The sequence below is a fragment of the Deltaproteobacteria bacterium genome (assembly GCA_016874755.1).
In the GTDB taxonomy this organism is placed as follows: domain Bacteria; phylum Desulfobacterota; class Binatia; order UBA9968; family UBA9968; genus DP-20.
This window is the reverse complement of sequence record VGTH01000013.1, coordinates 102,169-117,232: the sequence shown is the minus strand read 5'-3', so window position 1 is coordinate 117,232 and position 15,064 is coordinate 102,169. Positions and strand designations below refer to the sequence as shown.

Here is a 15,064-nt window from a genome sequence, read left to right as displayed (position 1 = left end):
AGGCCCTGCACGTGCGTGCCGAAGATGAGGCCCAAATCGAGGCGGCCATCCGAAGCTACAGGAGGCTTTGGGATTTGATTAACGAGCTGAGGGCGTGCGAGCTGTCGGATTTAAGGCGCCAGGGGCGCGAGCGACGGCGCACAGGGCAGCGGCCGCAGAGTTAAGGAAGATGGGGCTAGGGGTGCGCAAAAACTGCCGTCAGGGTATCTTGCCCTTTGTGATGGAGCAGGGCGAACGAGAAGAGCGAACGGCGCGGGCGGGCTTACCTTTGGTAGTCGAGACGATGCGGGCGCTGGGAGTTCGATGAAGTAGCAGCTTCAGAGTTGCCCGCGGTCCAAGCGCCAGCGGGGCTTTACCCCGGAGCAAAAGCTCGAGGCGATCGTCACGCTGATTGCTGCGGGCGGGGATCGGTTGGAGGACGTGGCGGTGGGGACCATCGAGCACGTGCACCGCGTCCTCAAAGACGAACTGGGAGCCGGGGTCCTGCCGAGCGCGCGCTTTGGCGCCAATGCCGCCTGGTTTCGTATCACTGTCAGTGCGGCTTGACCGCGGAGCGGCGACTCTCCTATAGTCCGGTTATGATCAAAGCCGGTGCCGGACAATCCGATGAATCCTCGACGCAGGTAGCCGTCGAAGCCGCGACTCAGCAAGCCCTAGCGCAGGCCGGCATTGAGCGCGCCGACATGGCGCTGGTCTTCTTTACCGCCGACCACGCTGCACGCCAACAAGAATTGACGGCTGCCCTCAATCGCACCGCACAAACCGAGTCGATTGTCGGCTGCAGCGCCGCCGGCGTGCTCACCGGCGCCTGCGAAATCGAAGGCAGCCGCGGTGTGGCGGTGCTGGTGTTCGCTTCCGACCAATTGATGGCGCGCCCTTTCGTGCTGGCGCCGCTGCGCGACAACGAAGCCCACCTGGGCGACAGCATCGGCGGCTTTCTCAGCAAGAGTCATGAAGAGAACTCGCTGATGATGTTTTTCCCCGACACCTACAACGGCCAGCCGCAAGCCTTGCTGCAAAGTATGGCGAGCAAAGCCGGGTTTCATCCAGTGGTAGGGGCGGGCGCCTCCGAGGGCGGCGGTGCCGGCGCGACCTTCCAACTGTGCGGTGACAAGATCACCAGCAACGCCTTGGCAGGAGTCTATCTCTCAGGAAACTTTCACAGCCAGATTGACATCACTCAGGGTTGCCAGCCGATTACGCCACCGATGACGATTACCAAAGCGGAAAATAATCTGATTTACGAGATCGATCATCGGCCCGCCATCGAGGTGTTTTCCGAACAGCTAAAGGGTCCGCTGGCTCAAGATCTGCGCCGGGCGCTGATGTTCTTGTTCGTCGGCCTGCCCGGCGATCCGGCTGAAAATAGCGTCGCGCCGGGACGCTACCTGGTGCGCAATATCATCGGCCTCGATCCTGACAAGGGAATCGTCGGCGTTGCCGACACCGTGCATGAGGGACAGTCGATGATTTTTGTGTTTCGTGATGGCCAGCGCGCCCGAGATGATCTTGGCCAGATGCTGTTGCGCCAGAAAGAAAATCTCGCCGGTCGCAAACCCGCTTTCGGGGTTTACTTCAATTGCTGTGCTCGCGGCAGCTCGCTCTACGGCATGCCGGGCATCGATTCGGCGTATATTCATCGAACCTTGGGCGACTTCCCGTTGATCGGCATGTTTGGCGGCTACGAGTTGGCGCCCCTCGGCAAAGCCAATCGGCTGTTTGCCTACACGGGTGTGCTAGCGCTAGTTTGCGAGTGAGATTTCCCTCCTTCGGCGCGGTGCCGACCATTTTTACAAAAAGGAGCTCTCGATGCGCTTCAGAGATAAGTCGGTTATCATCACCGGTGGCGGCGGCAAGATCGCCAAAGCTTATGCGATGGCGTTTGGCAAAGAGGGCGCGAAGGTGTCGCTGCCCGATATTGCACCCGCCGATCAGATCGTCAAGGCGATCAAAGATATGGGCGGTACCGCGATCAGCATGGCCTGCGACGTTGCCAACGAGCAGAGCGTCAAAGCGATGGTCGAAAAAACCGTCAAGCAGTTCGGCACCGTCGATGTTCTGATCAATAACGCAGCCTATTTCATGACTGTCTGGAAGGGGCCGTTTTGGGAAATGAGCGTCGAGGAATTCGACAAGGCGATGGCGGTCAACGTGCGCGGCTCGTGGCTGTGTGCCAAAGCCGTTGCGCCGCATATGCAAAAGCAAAAGAGCGGCAAGATCATCAACATCTCATCCAACGTCGCGCTAACAGGGAACCCCAACTACATTCACTACGTGACATCGAAAGGCGCGCTGATCGCGATGACGCGGGCGATGGCAAAGGAGTTGGGCGACTGGAATATCTGCGTGAATACGGTGAGCCCTGGCTTCGTGGTCACCGAAGGCCGCCAAGTGGACCCGGAGTATGAAAAAATCCGCGCCCAGCAGCGCAGCATCAAACGCAGCCAAGTCGAAAACGATTTGGTGGGAACGGTGTTGTTTCTGTCCTCAAACGAAAGCGATTTTATGAGTGGGCAGTTACTCAACGTGGACGGCGGGTTTCATTTTGTCGGGTGAGCAACAGCGTCGCAGGTTTTACTAACCGGGTCGGTTTAGGCGGCTTGGTTAGCGCGTATTTGCTCGTCGATCTCTTCTTTGTGCCGCTCGCGTATGCCCACGCGTGGGTTAAATCGGCGGCACGAAGGCTTGGATACCTTTTTATAAATAATAGCTCGGCTTCGTTTGTTCCTAAACGCTGTGCCTGGACCAGAAGCCAAACAGTAATGCGAGTTCGAACGATACAGGGTTCGCCCACACACACGTCCGGATTGCTTTCAATGCCGGGGGAATTCGTTCCCAAGGTCTCTGGCCACCGGTTGGATTAGTTGGGCCTTTTCCGCGCGCGTGAGGCGGGCGACTAGCTGTTCGATGTCTTCTAGAGTCACGAAGAAACCTTCCTTACGCGGTCAATTATAGCACTTAGCGAAAGATCGGCTACGCCGCCGTTTCCCACTTGTCGACGTCCACCTCCCAACCTTTTGTCTGCGACAAGTCCAACGCGTTACCTTCGAGATCGCGGAAGCGGAATTCGGCGTAGGGCCGAGTCGACGGGCGCGGCGCGATTTTTAGCACACTGCTCAGCTCGGCCATCGTTGCCTGCATGGTGTTCGTCAAAAATCCCACGTGATTGATGCCGTACTTCGCTTCGTGGCCTTCCACTGGGCTGTAGAACGGATGGATCGCTAGATTGGTCTTGCCGTCGCCGCAGAACCGGTTGCCTAGACCCTGTTGGCGGCGCAGGTAGCTCGACGGTACTTCGCGCAGACCGAGCACCTGCGAATAAAATTGCAGCATGACTTCCGGGTCGAGGGCGTTGTAGGCGATGTGGCGGATGCGCGGAAATTTTTTTTCTTTGCTTGTCGGCACGCCGAAGCTCGTCGTCGAGATTGTCACCGGGCGACACTCTGGGTCGTGTAGGCGCAGTTGGCCATGTTGTAGGTCATTCGCTTCTTGAATGATCATGCCGCGCGGGTTGAACTTCAAAAAGCGCGCTTTTGTTGCTTCTAGGTCTTCGACCTGTAAGCCAATGTGATGCAGCCCGTTATTCATCTGCATCTCGCCCAGCGCGGGCCGATTTTTGAAAAATGTCATGTTGTAAAATCCGTCGGTGATGGTGATGTCACCTTCGGACGTGCGGCCCAACTCTTCGGTGCCAAGAAAATGATGATAAAAGTCGACGAGCTTGGCCGGATCATCGGCGAGATAGGCGACGTAACGAAGAGTCGACATGGAAACCTCCGGAGCGGTTGGCGGTTGGCGTCTAGCGTCTGGAGTCTAGTGTCTCCGGAAAAACGCTAAACACTAGACCCTAGACGCAAGACTTTACTTAGTCTCTAATGTTTTGCGTGAACCATTCCAACGGCAGCGGGTGGCCGAGGCCCTTGGCCTTGGCCAAGTTGTACGCCGTGCCGCCGACGGCGGCGAACTGCAAGCCTTGGGTGCCTTGGTTGTTTAGGAAAGTGATCTGCTGGTCGTTGGCGCGGCCCACCCAGCGGCCAGCCATGACATCGGGCACGGTGCCGATGCTGGGGTTATCGATCTCTTGGTGCGGCGATGAGGGGATTTTCTTTTTCTCATCCGGACTGCCGGCGATGAAGCCGAACATGCCGTCGCTACCGGTAACGACTTCTGGAGCGTTGCGGTCGGCCCACAATGTTGACGTGCCGAGCCGCGCCAGCACGTCGGCGCGCTTGAGCACATCGGAACCGGCTTCGTTGTTGCGCACGTTGTTGATGTGCGTGCCCGGTTCAAGCCACTCGGCTTTGATCACCGGCACGAGCGAGTCCGTGGTCAGCGACACGATGTCGGCACCTTTGAGCGCTTTTTCCGGCGAGTCGACGGCGATGAATTCGATATCGAGCTTTTGTGTCATCTCGGCGGCGTAGGCTTCGCGGTTCTTTTTCGTCGGGCTGAAGACGCGCACGACTTCGAGATCGCGCACATGCTTGATTGCTTCGGCATAAGTGCGCGCCATGCCGCCGGAGCCGATCATCGCCATGACTTTGGCATTCTTGCGTGCCAAATATTTCGTGCCCAATCCAGCGCAAGCACCGACGCGCATGTGCTGCAAGTAACCGTCGTTCATGATCGCCAACGGCTCGCCGTTGCGCGTGCTGGTGAGAAAGATCAGACCGCAGTAGCGGCCGCGCTCCATGCAATATTTGTCTTCAACCATGAAGCCGTCCTGATTTTCCCAGGCGAGCATGTCGGACTTCATCCGAATGGCAAAAACGCCGAGCTTGCGCGACGCCCCTTCCATAGTACCCCAGCGATAATAGTGTGGCTCCTGCGGCACATAGAAATCAATGCGCGGCCGGTAACCGGCCTTGAGATCGTTGAGATCGCGATAAGCTTCTTCCATGGCATCGATGCAGGTTTTCATGTCGAGGACCTGCTCGATGTGCTCGTTGGTAAGGAAAATCATGCGGCTGTTCCTTTTTTTGTTTTTTCACGACGAAACACGAAGGGCACGAAGGAAAAATTGATAATGGGTAATGGATAATTGAAAATGTTTTAGAGCTTTACCACGTAAATGTCTTTTTTCGGAACTTCGTTACCTTCGTGTCTTCGTGCTGAAACGCTCTTTCCAGCTCCGCGCCCTCTGCGCCTCTGCGCGAGAAAATTCCGAAATTCCTTCGTTGACACCCGCTTTCAGCGGTTGATATAGCCGTTCATATAACGTTTCCAAGGTGGTCACAATGCTTATTCTGAGTAATGACGATATCGACCATTTGCTGACTGTCGACTTGGCGGTGAGCTCTCTGGAGCAAGCCTACCGGTCGCAAGCGCAGGGCACGGCCGTGAACCGGCCGCGCAGCGATCTTTACTTGCCCGGTGTGCATGAAGGAAGCGTCTATGCTTTCAAGACCATGGAGGGCGGCCTGGTCGAATCGAAGGTCGTCGCACTGCGGCTTAACTCCGACGTGATCAAATGGGAACAGCGCGAAAACAGAGTCGTCAAAGACAAAGTCCCCGCGGCGCCGGGGAACAAGTGGGTCGGCTTGATCCAGTTGTATTCCGCCGAAACCGGCGAGCCGCTGGCGATGTTTCCCGACGGTGTGATTCAAGGGCTGCGCGTCGCGGTGACCAGCGCGCTGGCGGGTAAACACATGGTGCGCAAAGATGCGTCGGTGCTGGCGGTCTTCGGCTCCGGTTGGCAAGCGCGTGCCCATGTGCGGGCGTTTTGCGGTGTGCGCGATATCAAGCGCGTGCAAGCCTACAGTCCGACCAAGGCCAATCGGGAGAAGTTTGCCAAGGAAATGGAAGCGCTCGTCGGCGTGCCGGTGGAACCGATGGTTTCGGCGGAGGCCGCCGCAAATGGAGCGGACATTCTCGTAGCGGCGACCAATGCGATCACCCGTGTCATTTTGCCGGAGTGGATGAAGCCTGGTGTGCATGCGACCTGCGTCAAGATCTCTGAGTTGGGCGATGAGACGTTTCGCAAAGCGAACCGCATCGTGATTCACGCCAAGAACTTCGCGCCCGAGAATTACATCGCCGGCTACGGCGATGAAAAGGTCTGGTGCCACGACCCAGTGGATTTTCTACGCGGTGACAAAAAATCTGTTGCCGAACAGGAGGCCGCGCCCTATTGGATCGACTCGCCGGAGCTGAAAGACGTCATCGGCGGCAAAGTGCCAGGGCGGGGCTCCGATCAGGAAGTGACTTGTTTCATCAACAACATCGGCTTGGGCATACAATTCGCGGCGGTGGGCAACGCGGTGTATCTGGCGGCTAAAGAAAAAGGCGTCGGGCGAGAGATACCGACGGACTGGTTTTTGGAAACGGTGCATCCGTAGAAATTGGCGAGGCATGGAAAATGATCAAGTTTGTTATCGCAGTGGTTCTGACCGCGATCTCGTTTGTGGCGCAGGCTAATGCGTTCGCCCAGGAAAAGTTTCGCGTCGCTAGCGGCGGCTTTTCGACCGCGATTCATGGCGTCGTGTGGGCGGCCTATGAACGGAAGCTGTTTCAAAAGTACGGGCTCGATGGCGAGTATCTGGCGCTGGAAAGCGGCACGCCCGCCATGCAGGCGCTTTTGGCCAACGAAATACAGATCGTTTTTACGACCGGCGCCCTCGGCATCACCGCCAATTTACAAGGCGCGGACACGACGATTATTGCGGGCGGGATCAACTTTATCCCGAACAAGTTGCTGGTTAGGCCGGACATCAAGCGCACCGAAGATCTGAAAGGCAAGCGCATTGCTATCAGCCGCTTCGGCTCGGCGTCGGACTACGCCACTCAGGTCGCCTTGGAGAAACTTGGCGTCAATCCAAAAGACGTGACGATCGTCCAGGTCGGCGGCAACGCAACGCGATTGGCCGCTCTGGCAAACAATACGATTCAGGCGACCTTGTTGGCGGAACCCTTGACGACCATCGGTGCCAGGCAATTTAAGCTCAACTCGCTGATCGATCTCGCAGAAAGCGGTGTGCCGTTTCCGCAGAATTGTTTTCTAGTGCGCCGCGGCTACCTGGAGGCCAATCGCGCTAAAATCGTCAACGCGATGAAGGCGATCATCGAAGGATATTTTCTGCTGAAGAACGACAAAGGGTTGGCGCTGCAGCTGATAAAAAATACAACCGCGTGGGCGAGGAAGACGCCAGTATTGGCTACGATTACTATCTCGCCAAATACGGTGACGGCGTGATGGTGATGCCAGACAGGAAGGGTATAGAGTTCATTCTGGGCCAGGTGGCGAAAGACAATCCCAAAGCGAAAGGCCAAACGCCAGAGAGCTTGCGGCTGTTAGACGGCAGCGTACTGGACGAAATCCGCAAAAGCGGATTCATCGACAAATTCAAGAAGTGAAGGATCGGAGGCTTAACCGCGAAAAGCGCAAAAGGGGCAAAAAGGAATTCGGATGTTGGGGCGCGATTCATCGCGCCCGTCCGAGACCGAAGAACCGCATTGACGCTGAACCATGAACTTTGAACGGAGAGTTTTATGCCCGGAGTTTTAGACGCCGACACCCACATCGCTGAGTCGGAGGCGATGTGGCAATTCATCGACAAAGAAATGTATCCGCGCCGGCCGGTGCTGGCGCGCATTCCTGACGACACTTGGTACGCTGAGCGCAACGCCTTTTGGTTGATCGACGGTGAGATATTTCCCAAGCCGGCCGGCAAGGCGAGCTTTAGCTTGATCACGCCATCGGCGCAGAAAAAGGAGTCGGGCCGCGGTGATATTCATCTCGCGGTGCGCGAGCTGACCGATCCGGCGGCGCGGCTGCGCGACATGGACAAGATCGGTGTCGACGTGCAGGTGATCTATCCGACGTTGTTTCTCGTCCACCTCACCGACGACCCGCAGCTCGATGTCGCGCTCTGCCGCGCCTACAACCGCTTCGTCGCGCAGGCCTGCGCCAAGGCGCCGGACCGGCTCAAGTGGGCGGTGATTTTACCGCTGCGCGATCCCGAGGCGTCGCTGGCAGAGATGAAATGGGCCAAAGAGCAGGGTGCGGTGGGCGTGTTCTTTCGCGGTATGGAAGGTAATTTGACCCTCGACAATCCATTTCTACATCCCGTCTACGCCCTTGCGGAGAAGCTCGACCTGACGATCTGCATCCACACTGGCTCGGGCAGCCGCCATCTGATGCAGCTCTTCGACGTCGAGCGTAATCATACGTTTGCGCACAACCGGGTGCTGCCGGTGGTGGCGTTCCGCGATTTGGTCGCCAATCGTATTCCCGAAATGTTTCCCAAGCTGCGCTTCGGTTACATCGAAGCGGCGGCGAGCTGGGTGCCGTATATCTGGCACGTCCTGCGCCGCTCGGCCCGTCCCGATTTCAAGACTAAGAATCCGCAGGACTTTTTCCGCGAATATCGCTTTTGGATCGCCTGCGAAGCCGACGAAGAGCTGCCGCATTTGCTCAACTATATTGGCGAGGAGCACATCGTGATCGGCTCGGACTACGGCCACAACGATCCCTCCAAGGAGCCGGAGTTCGTCAAGAATATGCGTGGGCGGGAAGATGTTGCGCCGAAAGTGATAGAGAAGATTCTGTGTGACAATCCGCGTAAGCTCTACGGGTTGACATGACTCATGAGCATATGTGCGCGTTATCGTGAGCGGCGAGGTCTACAAGAGGTGATCCGATGGATCGCAGGGTTCCAAGGACTGGGTTCGTAGTTGCGCTTGTCTTCATGTGCGCTACCCGTCTTCAGGCGGCGCAAACTGACCTGAACAAGCTCACCGTTGGCTATTCGCCGATCTCGGCGGCGACGCTGCCGTTTTTCATCGCCGTCGAGGAGCGGTTGTTTCAAAAGCATGGGCTTGAAGTCGCGCCGGTGTTTTTTGGCGGCTCGCCGTTGATCAACGCGGCGATGATGGCGGGGGAGTTTCCCATCGGGCTCACCGGCGGCGCGGGGATTATTTCCAGCCGGCTTGCGGGCACCGACCTGATGGTCATCGGCTCCTATCTACAAGTCCTCACCATCGACGGCTGGGCGCGCCCGCCGATCAAAACCGTCGACGAGCTAAGAGGCAAAAAAGTTGCGGTGAGCCGTATCGGTGCGTCGACTTATTTTGCCGGGCTCTCAATGCTTGACTCGCGTGGGCTAAAACCGAACGATGTTGCTTTCATTCAAGCCGGCGGTGTCGGCGAGTCCTATATGGCGCTGGTGAACGGCGCGGTGGATGCCGCCATGATCGGTTTTCCCTTTGGCCTGCGTGCGAAACAGGCCGGCTTTCAATTGCTGTTTCGCCCGCCCGACACCGAGTATGGTTTGTTTCCCAACGCGACTATCGCCGCCCGCGAATCCTGGTTGAAAGACCAGCGCAACCGGCGCGTCTGGCTGGGCTTCCTGCGCGCGATGAACGAAGGGCTGGTGCTATCAAAAACCGACGCGGCGGTCAGCAAAAAGGCGCTGCGCAAATATACCCGCGTGCAGGACGAGACGACGCTGCAACATACCTTTGAGTTTTTCCAGCCCTATTTTCCGACCAGCCTGCGCGTCATTGAAAAGGCGATGGCCAACGCGATCAAGTTTCTCGATCATCCCAAGGCGAGGCAGTTGGACCCCAGACAAACCTACGACAACAGCTACGTCGAAGAGGCACTGCGATAGCGGAACTCCGGAGCGCGTTTATGCTGCTCATCACTGATCCCGAAGTGCGCCAGGTGTTGAACATGCGCGATTGCATCGACGCCATGGCGCGGGCCTTTGCTGAAGAGGCGCGCGGCATTGCCGTAAACAAACCGCGCACCCGTTACAAGGTGCCGCCCGCTGTCGACAAGCCTGGCTACATGGCGAACATCATTCCCGGTGCCGTGCCGAGCGCCGGCGTGGCGGCGCTGCGCTACGACTCGACGATTGTGCAGGAGCATGTGGTCGCTGGCAGCAAGCGGCTAGATTTTCCGTCGCCGCTCAAGCGCAGCTGGGGATTTGTCCTGCTCTTCAGCTTGCAAACCGGCGAGCCGCTGGCGCTGATCCACGACTTCAGCATGTCGGCGATCCGCGTCGGAGCGACTACGGGGATTGCCAACCGGGCGCTCGCAAGAACCAACGCCAAAGTCGTCGGCATTTTCGGCTCGGGCAACGAGGCGAGAACGAATCTGGAAGCAATCTGCGCGGTGCGCAGTATCGAAGCGGTCCGCGTCTACAGCCCCAACAAAGAGCACCGTGATCGCTTTGCTGAAGAGATGACCGAGAAGCTGAACGTCGAGGTGCAGCCGGTGACCAGCGCTGAAGCGGTGGTGAGGGGCGCGGATATCGTCATGTGCGCGTCCAATTCCAGCGAACCGGTTTTCAAAGGCGAATGGCTGGAGCCAGGTCAGTTGGTGACAACCATCGTGAATACCGATGGGGTGCACCGGCGCAGCGAAGCGGACGCAACAACGATGACCCGCGCCGATCTGATCGTGCTCAACAACAAAGAAACAGCCATCACCAATCAGCAGCGCGAATTGCTCGATTTGATCGACGGGGAGAAGCTTGGTTGGGATAAGATTTGTGAACTCGGGCAAGTCCTAATCGGGAAACACGCTGGTCGGCAAAACGACCGGCAGATCATCTATTACAAGAGCAACACGGGCGTCGGCATTCAATTCGCAGCCACTGGGGCCTTGATCTATGAAGCGTGCAAAAAACAAGGTTTGGGGCGAGAATTGCCGAGCGAATGGTTTGGCGCCGACATGAGCGAGTGGATGGACAAGGGGTTCATGCCCTCGCCATGAACCGACGCGCCGGAATCGAGTTTCGGCCGTTCTCCCGCAAAAGCGCAGAGGGCGCTAAGCTCGGAAAAATGAGCGTATGTTGAGAACTCGAAAACGTAATTTTCCAACTCGGTGGCTTTGCGCCTTGGCGAGAAATTTGAGAGTAAGATTTTAACCGACTTGTCTGGAGGTGGCGATGAAGATGCGTCTCGGCTGGTTGCGGTTCTTGCTTGTGACGCTCGCCTTCGTGGGTTTTCGAGCGTACGCCCAGGAGCGCGTGGTTATTTCTTACAGCTCGGTGGAGGCGCCCAATGCCAACTGGTATATCGCCCACGATCGCAAGATGTTTCAGAAATACGGCGTCGACGTGGAGTCGATTTACATTCCGAGCTCGAGCACGGTGATGAATGCGCTGATCGGCGGTTCAGTGCGGGCCGGTAACGGCTCCGGCGGCGCCATCGCTGCCGCGGCGGTGGCGGGGGCCAACCTGGTGTCGGTGGCGAGCTTTATCAACACGCTGCCCTATGAATTGGTCGTCCAAGAATCGATCAAGTTACCGGTAGACTTGAAAGGCAAGGCGATCGGTATCGCGCGCATCGGTAGCGCGTCTGACGTGGCAGCGCGGGTGCTGCTCAGGGGATTGGGGTTGGAGCCGGACAAGGATGTGGCGATGGTGCAGAGCGGCAGCGGCGCCGAGCGTGTGGCCGCGTTTCGCGGCGGGCGCATTGCGGGCTTTCCTTCGCCCCCAGGTGTGATCCATCTCGCAAAGGGCATTCCCCACCGCGTCATCATCACCACCGCCCAATTGCCAAAAAGCCTGCCGTTTCCGTACGCTTGTTTGACCACGACTAAGAGCTACCTGGTGAGCAACCGCGAGACCGTCAGGCGCATCCTGATGGCGCTGATCGAAGGCACCCATTTTTTCAAGACGCGCAAAGAGGAAAGCAAGCGGTTGTTGGCCAAGTACGCCAAACAGACTGATGAAGGTTTTCTGGAAGGCTCCTACGTCGGCAACGAGCCGATCTATGAGCGTGTGCCGCTGATGACCCGCGAAGGCATGGAGATACAGATCAAAGAAGCGCTCTTGCGGCGACCGGGGTTTAGTTTGAAATTCGAGGACGTGGTGGATGAAAGCCTGGTCTTGCAGCTGCAAAAGGAAGGCTTCATCGAAAAGCTGTATAAGCAATGAACCATTTGTGTCGTAAGTACGCATCCGAATTGTTGGGAGTCGTCGCGATCCTATTGTTGTGCGCGGGATCGGCGTCGAGTCAGTCGTTGCAGAAAGTCGTCACCGGTTGGAGCTCTCCGTCTGGAAATCAAGCGGTGGTCTGGGTTGCCAAAGATGGCGGCTACTTTCAGCAACAGGGCCTTGACGTCGAGCTGGTTTTCGTCGGCGCGGGTTCGAAGATGATCCAGGCGCTCCTCGCCGGCGATATCAAGATTGCTCAGGTGGGTGGGGCGGCGCCACTCAGTGCGCGCTTGGCCGGCGCCGACATCAAGATCGTCGCCGTCAGCTTCAATACGTTGGCCCTGTCGGTGATGGCGCACAAAGATATCCGAACCATGGCCGATCTGAAGGGCAAGCGCATCGGCGTTTCACGTTACGGTAGCAATACCGATTTCGGTATCCGCTATCTGTTGCGTAAGCACGGCTTGGTGCCGGACAAAGACGTGGCGATCCTGCAATTGGGAGATGCGATTGCGAGCTTTGCGGGTTTGCAAGCTGGAACCGTACAGGCCAGCATCATTTCCTATCCGACGATTTCTCTGGCAAAGCGGGCAGGGTTCAGAGAAATCGCTGACATTGCATCGGACGCAAGTTTTGAGTACCCCGGGTCGAGCATCGTGGTCACCGAGCGGACTTTGCTGAGTCAGGCGGATCTGGTTCGGCGTTTCTTGGCAGCCTATGTGCAGGCGATCGGCCGCTTCAAAAGCGACGAGCCCTTTACCAAACAAGTAATCGCGCAGCGTTTGCGTATTCACGATGCCGCGATAGTTGACGAGTCCTATCGATACGCTGCCCAGAGACTGCCCAAAATGCCCTACCCAACAGCGAATGGCATGCGCATGGGGTTGGAGAGCCTTGGCAGCGACCCGAGGGTCAAGAGCATTCGCGCGGAAGACTTTTATGACGACACTATCCTGCGCGGCTTGGAACGCGACGGAGTTCTGAAACAGCTTTATCGTTAGGCGACCGATGCTGATTCTCCGCCCCGAAGAAGTTGAAGGGCTGCTGTCGATGGCCGAAGCCGTCGGCGCGGTGGAAAAAGCGTTTGCCGACTGGGGCAAGCATGCTGCAATCAATTTGACGCGGCGTCGGCTCCATTTCGGCGACGCACGGTTAAATACCATGCCGGCGGCGCTGCCCTCGCGGCAGACCATCGGCTTGCGTATTCAGAGCGAGATTCTCGCCGTCAATGGCGGCGTCCAGACCTATCCATCGCGCAGTCCACTCGTCGACGTGCTGTTCGATACCAAGACCGCGGCCCCCGTGGCAATGATCCTTTCCTCGACCCAGCGCGGATTGACCCAAGAAGGGGTGGCGCTGAGGACTTCGGATCTCATGACCTGTGCGATCAGCGCCGTGGGGACGAAGTGGATGAGCCGCCCGGATTCGAGCGAATTGCTGCTGCTTGGTTCTGGCAAGCAAGCGCGCAATCATTTGCTGGCGATACGGGCCATTCGCAGGTTGCGTCGCGTTTATGTGTTCAGTCCGACGAAAGCGAACCGCGAGAAGTTCGCCAATGAAATGGCTGAAGCGCTAAAGCTCGATATCGTAGCGGTCAATGCCGTCAACGAAGCCATGCCGCGCGCCGACATAGTCGTGGCCGCCACCAACACGAATGTGCCGGCGTTTGACGGAGTATCACTTCCCGAGGGCGTCCATGTGACTTCGATCGTCGGCAGCAACGTGGGCATGGTCCAGGCTGGGGTGATCGCGCAAAAACGGCGCGAGCTCGACGACGCGACGCTAAAACATGCCGCGGTTATCGGCATCGCATCGCGTGAGTTGGCAGTCCAAGACCAGCAGGGCGATATTTACGATCAAGTGCAGGCAGGTCTATTGAAATGGGAGGATGTGGCTGAGCTCCGCGAAATCGTCGGCGCGCAAAGGAAGGGGCGATCGAACGCGACGGACATTACCGTATTTAAAAATAACGGCGGCCAGGGCATTGCCGAGTTGGCGATTGCCGATTTGATTCTCACGCGCGCCCGGGAGAAGAAACTTGGGGTGGAGATTAGGTGGGGAGAGGGGTATTAGGCGAGCTGCGCTCGCCGTTCAAAGTTCCAGGTTCAAAGTTCAGGGTCGGAAGACAGAAACCCTAAAACAGTTTTAAGCTTTCGGAGGGAAGATGCTACGTATCCGTGGGTGTTTTTCGCTGTCAATCTTGCTGGTTTCTCTGCTATTCTGCGGCAATTCGTCGGCGCAGCTTAGCAAGCTGCGCGCCGCCTACTCCGCGGAAAGCTCCTGGTCGCTGGCGACGTGGATGGCCTATGAAGGCGGGCACTTCAAAAAATATGGCCTTGATGTCGATTTGGTTCTCATCCGCAGCGCCGCGACGATCACCGCGGCGCTGATCGCGGGTGAGACGCCGATGATCCAGCTTGGCGGCAACGGCACGATCCAAGCCGCGCTGCAGGGTGCGGACACGGTTAATTTATTGACCCTCGTGCCGCTTATTCCGCAGAGCCTGGTGGTCACGCCCGATATCAAGACGGCCGACGATCTGCGCGGCAAGCGGCTGGGCGTCAGCCGCTTCGGCGCGCTGAGCGATCTGGTGATTCGCCGTTATCTGCGCAAGCTTGGCCTCGATCCGGCGAAAGACGTCACCATCGTGCAGATCGGCGGGATTCCGGAGCTGGTAACGGCGATGAAAGCCGGAGCCATCTCCGGGGGCTCGATCTCACCACCGGCGCTGACGGTCGCTAAGAAAACCGGCTTCAAAGAGTTGTCAGATTTTGAAAGCCTCGATTACAAATATCCCGCCGTCGCGATTGCCTCGACCAAATCGTTCATCGCGCGCAACCGCGCCACGGCGCTTAACTTTATTCGCGGTGAGATCGAGGGCATCCATGCGATTCGCAGTCAGAAGGCCACGGCGATCAACGTGCTCAGGAAATACATGCGCATCAGCGACGCCGACGTGCTCGAAGAGGGCTATCAATATGCCGCGCGCTTTTTTCAGCCCAAGCCCTATCCGACGCTCGACGAAGTCAGAGCGGTGCTGGACGAGTACAGCAAAATGCCCCAGGCGGCCAATGCCAAACCGGAGAACTTTATCGACTTGAGCTTGCTACGTGAGCTGGAGAAGGAAAAGTTCTTCGACAGGTTGAGGTGAAGAATATTCGGAATGCCTCGCGCAA

14 protein-coding genes and 1 pseudogene are annotated in these 15,064 nt (G+C 57.7%); 12 read left to right on the top strand and 3 right to left on the bottom strand.

The annotated features are described in order from the left end of the window. The first annotated feature begins 578 nt into the window (after positions 1 to 578). Positions 579 to 1,757 carry a hypothetical protein gene (locus tag FJ145_10445; protein MBM4261838.1) on the top strand — a complete coding sequence of 393 codons (1,179 nt, stop codon included), beginning with the start codon at positions 579 to 581 and terminating at the stop codon, positions 1,755 to 1,757. 52 nt (positions 1,758 to 1,809) lie between these two features. Then, complete coding sequence (locus tag FJ145_10440; protein ID MBM4261837.1) at positions 1,810 to 2,556, top strand: 3-oxoacyl-ACP reductase FabG; 747 nt, start codon at positions 1,810 to 1,812, stop codon at positions 2,554 to 2,556. Positions 2,557 to 2,591: 35 nt separating this feature from the next. Here the strand turns inward: FJ145_10440 and FJ145_10435 are convergent. The 3 genes and pseudogenes from FJ145_10435 to FJ145_10425 all read right to left on the bottom strand — a co-directional run bounded on the left by FJ145_10435 (position 2,592) and on the right by FJ145_10425 (position 4,963). Then, a pseudogene (locus FJ145_10435) lies at positions 2,592 to 2,924 on the bottom strand (DUF433 domain-containing protein). A gap of 49 nt (positions 2,925 to 2,973) precedes the next feature. After that, positions 2,974 to 3,768 carry a VOC family protein gene (locus FJ145_10430; GenBank protein ID MBM4261836.1) on the bottom strand — a complete coding sequence of 265 codons (795 nt, stop codon included), beginning with the start codon at positions 3,766 to 3,768 and terminating at the stop codon, positions 2,974 to 2,976. A gap of 97 nt (positions 3,769 to 3,865) precedes the next feature. After that, the gene (locus tag FJ145_10425) at positions 3,866 to 4,963 is read right to left on the bottom strand and encodes an ornithine cyclodeaminase family protein (GenBank protein MBM4261835.1); all 1,098 of its coding nucleotides are present in this window, start codon (positions 4,961 to 4,963) and stop codon (positions 3,866 to 3,868) included. Between the two features lie 274 nt (positions 4,964 to 5,237). Between FJ145_10425 and FJ145_10420 the strand changes: the two genes are divergently transcribed. From FJ145_10420 to FJ145_10375, 10 genes are all read left to right on the top strand, one after another. Further along, complete coding sequence (locus FJ145_10420) at positions 5,238 to 6,338, top strand: ornithine cyclodeaminase family protein (protein ID MBM4261834.1); 1,101 nt, start codon at positions 5,238 to 5,240, stop codon at positions 6,336 to 6,338. 20 nt (positions 6,339 to 6,358) lie between these two features. Beyond that, complete coding sequence (locus FJ145_10415) at positions 6,359 to 7,192, top strand: ABC transporter substrate-binding protein (protein MBM4261833.1); 834 nt, start codon at positions 6,359 to 6,361, stop codon at positions 7,190 to 7,192. Continuing rightward, positions 7,129 to 7,353: a hypothetical protein gene (locus FJ145_10410; GenBank protein ID MBM4261832.1), complete on the top strand. Its 225-nt coding sequence runs from the start codon at positions 7,129 to 7,131 to the stop codon at positions 7,351 to 7,353. The genes FJ145_10415 and FJ145_10410 overlap by 64 nt, the downstream gene beginning before the upstream one ends. 135 nt (positions 7,354 to 7,488) lie before the next feature. Further along, positions 7,489 to 8,583 carry an amidohydrolase gene (locus FJ145_10405; protein ID MBM4261831.1) on the top strand — a complete coding sequence of 365 codons (1,095 nt, stop codon included), beginning with the start codon at positions 7,489 to 7,491 and terminating at the stop codon, positions 8,581 to 8,583. 56 nt (positions 8,584 to 8,639) lie between these two features. Next, on the top strand, positions 8,640 to 9,611 hold the full coding sequence (locus FJ145_10400; protein MBM4261830.1) for an ABC transporter substrate-binding protein: 972 nt from the start codon (positions 8,640 to 8,642) through the stop codon (positions 9,609 to 9,611). Positions 9,612 to 9,631: 20 nt separating this feature from the next. Next, positions 9,632 to 10,720, top strand: coding sequence for an ornithine cyclodeaminase family protein (locus FJ145_10395; GenBank protein MBM4261829.1), 1,089 nt, complete (start codon positions 9,632 to 9,634; stop codon positions 10,718 to 10,720). 175 nt (positions 10,721 to 10,895) lie between these two features. Further along, the gene (locus FJ145_10390) at positions 10,896 to 11,888 is read left to right on the top strand and encodes an ABC transporter substrate-binding protein (protein MBM4261828.1); all 993 of its coding nucleotides are present in this window, start codon (positions 10,896 to 10,898) and stop codon (positions 11,886 to 11,888) included. Further along, positions 11,885 to 12,889, top strand: coding sequence for an ABC transporter substrate-binding protein (locus FJ145_10385; GenBank protein MBM4261827.1), 1,005 nt, complete (start codon positions 11,885 to 11,887; stop codon positions 12,887 to 12,889). Before FJ145_10390 ends, FJ145_10385 begins: the two co-directional genes overlap by 4 nt. Before the next feature lie 7 nt (positions 12,890 to 12,896). After that, the gene (locus tag FJ145_10380) at positions 12,897 to 13,961 is read left to right on the top strand and encodes an ornithine cyclodeaminase family protein (GenBank protein ID MBM4261826.1); all 1,065 of its coding nucleotides are present in this window, start codon (positions 12,897 to 12,899) and stop codon (positions 13,959 to 13,961) included. A 91-nt stretch (positions 13,962 to 14,052) separates the two neighbouring features. Beyond that, the gene (locus tag FJ145_10375; GenBank protein MBM4261825.1) at positions 14,053 to 15,039 is read left to right on the top strand and encodes an ABC transporter substrate-binding protein; all 987 of its coding nucleotides are present in this window, start codon (positions 14,053 to 14,055) and stop codon (positions 15,037 to 15,039) included. Positions 15,040 to 15,064 lie beyond the last annotated feature (25 nt).